The sequence below is a fragment of the Serratia sp. OS31 genome, assembly GCF_014164835.1.
GTDB classification, from domain to species: domain Bacteria; phylum Pseudomonadota; class Gammaproteobacteria; order Enterobacterales; family Enterobacteriaceae; genus Serratia; species Serratia liquefaciens_A.
This window is the reverse complement of record NZ_JACJFQ010000042.1, coordinates 24,631-30,934: the sequence shown is the minus strand read 5'-3', so window position 1 is coordinate 30,934 and position 6,304 is coordinate 24,631. Positions and strand designations below refer to the sequence as shown.

Annotated in this window: 8 protein-coding genes; 1 reads left to right on the top strand and 7 read right to left on the bottom strand. The window is 48.6% G+C overall.

Translation table 11 applies throughout. The features are described from left to right. Nucleotides 1-397: 397 nt before the first annotated feature. Nucleotides 398-892 (top strand): transglycosylase SLT domain-containing protein, encoded by a 495-nt coding sequence (locus H5P17_RS23825; protein WP_182825581.1) that lies wholly within the window; start codon nt 398-400, stop codon nt 890-892. A 379-nt stretch (nt 893-1,271) separates the two neighbouring features. Here the strand turns inward: H5P17_RS23825 and H5P17_RS23820 are convergent, their stop codons facing one another. The 7 genes from H5P17_RS23820 to H5P17_RS23790 form a co-directional block, all read right to left on the bottom strand. After that, nucleotides 1,272-2,186, bottom strand: coding sequence for an LPD29 domain-containing protein (locus H5P17_RS23820; protein ID WP_255477990.1), 915 nt, complete (start codon nt 2,184-2,186; stop codon nt 1,272-1,274). Nucleotides 2,187-2,998: 812 nt separating this feature from the next. Further along, nucleotides 2,999-3,871, bottom strand: a complete 873-nt coding sequence (locus tag H5P17_RS23815; protein ID WP_255477989.1) for an N-6 DNA methylase — start codon at nt 3,869-3,871, stop codon at nt 2,999-3,001. 87 nt (nt 3,872-3,958) lie between these two features. After that, the gene (locus H5P17_RS23810) at nt 3,959-4,222 is read right to left on the bottom strand and encodes a hypothetical protein (protein ID WP_182825580.1); all 264 of its coding nucleotides are present in this window, start codon (nt 4,220-4,222) and stop codon (nt 3,959-3,961) included. Nucleotides 4,223-4,309: 87 nt separating this feature from the next. After that, nucleotides 4,310-4,666, bottom strand: coding sequence for a hypothetical protein (locus H5P17_RS23805; RefSeq protein WP_182825579.1), 357 nt, complete (start codon nt 4,664-4,666; stop codon nt 4,310-4,312). Between the two features lie 36 nt (nt 4,667-4,702). Then, nucleotides 4,703-5,122 carry a protein TraE gene (locus tag H5P17_RS23800; RefSeq protein ID WP_182825578.1) on the bottom strand — a complete coding sequence of 140 codons (420 nt, stop codon included), beginning with the start codon at nt 5,120-5,122 and terminating at the stop codon, nt 4,703-4,705. 765 nt (nt 5,123-5,887) lie between these two features. Continuing rightward, nucleotides 5,888-6,124 (bottom strand): hypothetical protein, encoded by a 237-nt coding sequence (locus tag H5P17_RS23795; RefSeq protein ID WP_220496952.1) that lies wholly within the window; start codon nt 6,122-6,124, stop codon nt 5,888-5,890. After that, entirely contained in the window at nt 6,124-6,297 is a 174-nt protein-coding gene (locus H5P17_RS23790) for a hypothetical protein (RefSeq protein ID WP_182825577.1), read from the bottom strand. The genes H5P17_RS23795 and H5P17_RS23790 overlap by 1 nt, the downstream gene beginning before the upstream one ends. Between the last annotated feature and the right edge of the window lie 7 nt (nt 6,298-6,304).

The following is a 6,304-nucleotide window of genomic DNA, read 5'->3' as shown; positions in this document are numbered from 1 at the left end:
CCTCACATTTCGTCGGCAACGACAGTAGTGAATAAAACACAAACTCTATATTATACATCAGCATAAGATATGTATAAAATACAGAATATATACTCTATATAACTATATGTTATATAGATAATACTCTATAAAGAGTGCACTCAGAGTACTCTTAGAGTATATGTAGAGTTGTTCAAGAGTATTGTTTTCATACTTAAAATCATATGAAAACTCAAAATACTAAGTAACACTCTGTTTTTAAAGGTTTATCAGGCAAGATGAAATCTTGCGTGGGGTGTGATGCTATTTAGTGAGGAGTGCATATTTGTATATGTGATTTCTCTGTTATCTCGTGAAATTCCAGGTTGGTTTTTTCTTTAAAAAATTCGACGCTTCATGCGTCACTTCGGAGGGATTAATGAAAGCAATAACGCTAGCAATTGCACTTAGTCTTTTTGCTACAGAAGGGGTCGCATCTGATTGCTATAGTAGAGCGGGTAGAGACTATAAAATCGATCCAGACCTTCTTCAGGCAATTGACTTTAATGAGTCAAGCTATAGGGACAATGCAATTGGCACCAATCAATCTATAGGTTATGGCGTTGGCCGAATGCAGATCGATTCTCAGAACTTCCCTCATTTGAGCCAGTTCGGGATAACACCAGAAAAGCTAATAGCTGATCCATGCCTAAATATCTATACAGGGGCTTACTATCTTGCCATTGCGTTTAAACGTTGGGGTGTTAATTGGCGAGCTGTCGGAGCTTATAATGCTGGATTTTCAACAAAGAAACCAATTCATGAAGAGTTACGGCAAGTGTATGCAAAGAAAATTTACATCACTTATCGACAAATAAAGGCAAGAAAAAACCAGTTATCTATCCAGAAAGACGAATCCTTAGCTTCGAACTAGCACAGAACTCTTATCCACATATGCACATGAATCAAAGCCAGTGAAATTTCCTATCCAACCCGAGAGGAAATGAACGGGAGCGGTTATTTCACCGGAGCAAGGTGAAATAACGATGATTGTGTAGATGTGGATAAGCTTATAACTCAAACCCCTCACCACCAAAATCATATCTGATTTTGGTGCTAACCAGGGCGCCCCTTGGGGCAGCGGGAGCGGGAAATTTATTTCTCGCTGGGCGGGCGGGGAGAATAAGCCTCACCCCCTCAATGGGGTATGAGGCTTATCTGCGCACTAAAAATCCTGATATGAAGCCTCATTTCTAAAACTGTATGTTCCCATCGAAAAACGCCCCAGTCAGAATCCTGACCGGGGCATGACATCACAGAACTAAACTCTGAGCAATGATATGGATTTCATGAGATAGACCGTGATAGAAAAAATCACGACGGTAATTATTCAATACACCATTGTTATATGCTTCTAGAGTACACTCCTTAGTAATAAGTTCACTGCCGTATTTTTCCAATGCAATATCTAACGCTTTTTTGATAAGTGCGTCTGACCGTTCCCGTTGTGTAAAAACGTACTTATCTCCGCCAAAAACTTCATTGAACGGAGAGCTATTGTCTTCATACATATCTTGCATTGCATCAAAGCGACCATACTTATATTTGTCGGTAATTTCTCGAACTTGTTCTTCTGTTGGCCCATCTGTCCAGCCAATATACACACAATCATAATCCCGCTTACGAACAGAAAACTTAACTTTTGGATGTGCAGCTTTGAGTTCTTTTCTTATGTTAATGGCTACACCCTTTGCCCCGAGATCATCAGTCTGCAATAATTTATACTCAGGTAAGTTTTTCTCCCTCTCCTTTTCCTTGGAAAACCTCTCCTTTTCCTTGGAAAACCTCTCCTTTTCCTTGGAAAACCTTTCGTTTTCCAACTTCTCTTCTTCCGCTTTTTTTTCTGTGATCACATCGGTATATTCAATGGCCATTTTTACTGCATCAGCCGTGGCGACCTCTTCATGAATAGACCATTGCGCACTTCGTAAAATGCACTCAGGAATGAACCGTGAACGTTCGCCATTAAAAAATGCAATATCAAACTTTGCGTTTCCACCACCCTGCCGGATAACCCCATTCACATTTTTATCTTGACCGTATTGAGATTGCTCACCATTAATTGAGCAGACACCCCCCTCTTCCCAACCCATAAAGTTCGGTGCTAACAACCTGGCCAACGACAATGATTTTTTTCGCTCGTGCCTCAACAGAAATGATTTTTTCATCAAATCTTTCGGTAGATTTTCTTGTGGCGGTTTTGACGTTGACGTTTCGTGTATTCATGCTGTTTTTCTCCTCGGGTTATTATTTCTATCTTTCGGTGAGTCATCTCGCGGCAAGGGCGAACGGAGTGCGGCCGCAGGCTGAGCTCAAGGGGCGGAGACGAAAAGTTTCTGACCAGAGGGAGGAAAGTTTTTGGCGGAGTACATTTAACCCCTTCGAGTGATGACCAGGCAGTGCTACGTTTAAGCCCTGCGAGAGGACTGGCCGAGAGATAAGCACCGGACGAACCGCGAGCAGGAACACACCCGACACGGCGGAACGTCGGGGCGTCCTTAGCGCTCCCACCATCAGCGGGAGCAGTGACAGCGGCGCAGGCAACAGCCTGCTGCAAGCGCCTGCCCTCGCCGTTGCCGTTGGCTTTCAGACCCTAGCCGACAGGCCCGAAACCGCTCGCGGGTTCGGTGAGACTTGTCAGCCGCGCAGCGGATGGCTAGCCGAGTAGGCTGATGGTTGGTCGCTTGCGGCCAGCCAACGCCCCAGACGTTATGGCTTTTGCTGTCGAACCTAATACACTGCCTGTACATGAATAAGTCCCCGGAAAAGTCATCGCCGGCACAAGAAAAAATGATGATAGAGACGAGAAAACTGCTTGAGAAGAGGCCAGGTAAGAAGAACGACGACGCAGGCGTCGTTCCCTCTTAGTGTTTGCCCTTTGGCCCGCATTGCGTTGTGAATTTCCCCAACACCGGCAATGTGTCGATTTCATCGTTATCCGGTATGGCTTATCAGGCAAGGTATCCCCTGCCTGACTTAGTTATTGTTGATACATCGGCCAGCGTATAGACGTCACCCGATACCAAAAGGGGGTATACATTTCCCGCTGGTATTTCAGTGTTAAGGAGTTGCCAATCACTACCCTCGCCGGGATACCCAGTAATGACAACTGGATGTAACACATCCGGGCCGCGACCTGATCGATGTCTACACAGTCGGCTCTTAGCTGAGTTTGCGGGTTGTAACCACTTTCAAGCATATGCTTGGCAAAGGCGATGACCATCCCACCGGCGCCGCAAGTTGGCTCACTGAGCGTGATATAGGGTGAGTTTTCCAACTCAGCTATGCGATCCCCGGCAACGAGACCTGTCATTAACTCAGAAATAGGAAAGGGCGTAAAAAATTGTCCCATGCTATTGATGCCTAGCTCAAGCTCCATAAACAGGCTTCCCAGGAAGTCACACATGCCCTGTTCCAGGCCCATCACAAGACAAGCCAGCAGGTTGCTCATACGCACTGCGTCGGCCTTTTCATAGCGCCTGACGGTAGCCAGATACTCCTCCTCGATGACCGGCGACTTGAGGCATGCATTTTCAAGAGCACAGGCAGATAGCTTCACAAAATCGCTGAACACCTCATAACGATGACGATTTCGGGCAGTTTCACGAAAAATGGTCAAAAATTGCTTTCGCGGATCGACCTTGGCCAGCGCAGGTTTGATGATTGTCTGCGGAATCCTCTTCTTGTGTTCGGAATGCTGTTGAATGGCCACTTTTTCGAGCGGCGCAGCGATGACAGATTTCGGGGAGGAAATAGGCGCAGTAAAGAACACTTGGCCATCAGATTTTTTTTCTGGCCTTTTAGAACCCAACCCGACCGACGGGGATTTAAAATCAGTATTGAATTCCATCATTTACCTGCAGCAGTGGTTTTAAAGTTAACATGGCGGCATGCTCCGATTCGGTGAATAGCCGCCCCTTTTCTGGGGCGGCTCGCGTTATCAGGCCATCGCCCGCGTTAACTCCAGCGCACGCAGAACGTGCCCCCATTCACTGACGCACATTGCAGGAACGTGCACTGATTTACCCTTGCGGGCACACCCGGCAATATGACGGCCCAAGGCCCGCAAATTGCGATCGACGTCACCGGCCGCAATACACCCGCGTGCGATCCGCTGCTGACGTTTGACGCCTTCAGCCTCTTCCGTCAGTTGCTTTACATACGCCTCTGTTACTGTCATGATTGATGCTTCAATTGATTTCATGGTTATCTCCGTGTCACTTGATTGAGCGCCGGTCTAACTTTCTCAGGGGTAAACCGGCACGAGAGAGCAGGCGAAAGCCTGCTTTTTTCATTTCCGGGCTTGCACTTCCCGACTCAGAACCTCCTTATCGATCCGCGCCAAAATGGCGTTATGCGGTAACGACACCACATCGCGGAATTTGAAATAACGATCACCCACTTTCGCGAAAATCTCGGTCACTTCCCCGCAGTACATCTCTGCCAGCTTGAAAGATTCGCAATTAACATCCCCGCACCAGTCACGCGGATACATCACAGCAATCGCGTCCATGAATTTTTGCAGCGTGATCTCTTCAACGTCAGTACGTGCCTGTTTCTCACGCTGTTGCCAATAAGCCGCTTCTGCGCCCGCGCTGTAGTCCCAATTCATGCGGTTTTCTGTGGTCATTTCCTGAGTCTGATACATTGATTTCTCCTTCAGGTTAAGGTGGTAATCCACCGATTAAATTCGGGTTAATTTGCCAAAAGCGGGGATCGGTTGCCCATCATCGCCGCGTCGCATACTGCCATCCTGCGAAACATCGACAATCACGCCGGTATCGAGGCAAAGCCAGATATAGCCCCGCTGAACAAAGCGATAACCTGTTGTGCTCACACATACGGCTCGCACTTCTTCGGTTTGCTCCACGTCATACACGATGCAATCGACTGCATGGGTTTCGCGTGTAAAGCGCACTACGGCGTCAAAAGCATTGACTGCATTGGTCACATGACTGCAATTGAGAGTGACGCCGCCCCCGAAGCAGGGCGCTGAAAATTTGACGTTGTAACGGCCCAGCACCTGAGTTTCAAATAGGCAGGCTTTCGTCTCCCATCTTTCGGAAGATTCAGGAGCGGCGGTCTTGACGTTCTGTGTGTTCATGCTGGTTTTCTCCTTGGTGGTTATGTCATCTCTCGGTGAGTTCTCTCGCGGCAAGGGCGAACGGAGTGCGGCCGCAGGCAGAGCTCAAGGGGCGGAGACGAAAAGTTTCTGACCAGGGGGAGGAAAGTTTTTGGCGGAGTACATTTAACCCCTTCGAGTGATGACCAGGCAGTGCTACGTTTAAGCCCTGCGAGAGGACTGGCCGAGAGATAAGCACCGGACGAACCGCGAGCAGGAACACACCCGACACGGCGGAACGTCGGGGCGTCCTTAGCGCTCCCGCCATCAGCGGGAGCAGTGACAGCGGCGCAGGCAACAGCCTGCTGCAAGCGCCTGCCCTCGCCGTTGCCGTTGGCTTTCAGACCCTAGCCGACAGGCCCGAAACCGCTCGCGGGTTCGGTGAGACTTGTCATCCGCACGCGGATGGCTAGTCGAGTAGGGCTCGATAGCTGGACGCTTGCGGCCGGCTACCGAAGGAAGCACCAGGCCATGTAGTTTTCCCTGATGTCCCTGGCACACCGGCAATCGATAACAAAGGACATATCCTGGCTTTGCAAATCAAAGAGGTTTTCTATTAATACGAGGAAGAAGCAAGGCCGAACAGGATAACTTCAATCAGATAGCCCTAATCAGCTTATACGGGGCCACACTACGACAAACGGCGCCACAGGCGCCGTCTCTCGATGATGCTCTGTTGCCTTTTCTTCTGCAGGTGCAAAAGAAGCAGCGCCATGTTATCGCTGCCTGTAGCGAGGCGTTCCCCGCTTATATTTCAGAACTGCCTATCCATTCGTCACCCAGGTACGCATCCCATCCTTCGGGCGCCATGCTGTCGATATCAATCGCCAGCAATTGGGCATGGGTCCAGCCGGTATCATCGGGACTGATACTTGCCAGCACTTTACCTGCCAGATCCTGTACTTTGAGGGGGTGGTTTTCGTTACCGATCAATAGATCAGGTTCTTTATCGCTGACAGGTTGCGCTACAAGTTTCGACATCATTAGTCTCCTTTTGAGGAAGTAACCCGCAAGAATAAAGCCGTAACGATGATGAGCGCGGTTGCCCCCCAGACATAAGGATTTGCCTCACCAAAATAGTATTTATTAAGGAAATACCCGCCATATACGCATGCCACGCACCAGATAAGGCTAAGTAAAATCTGACGACTGGACATATCAAAC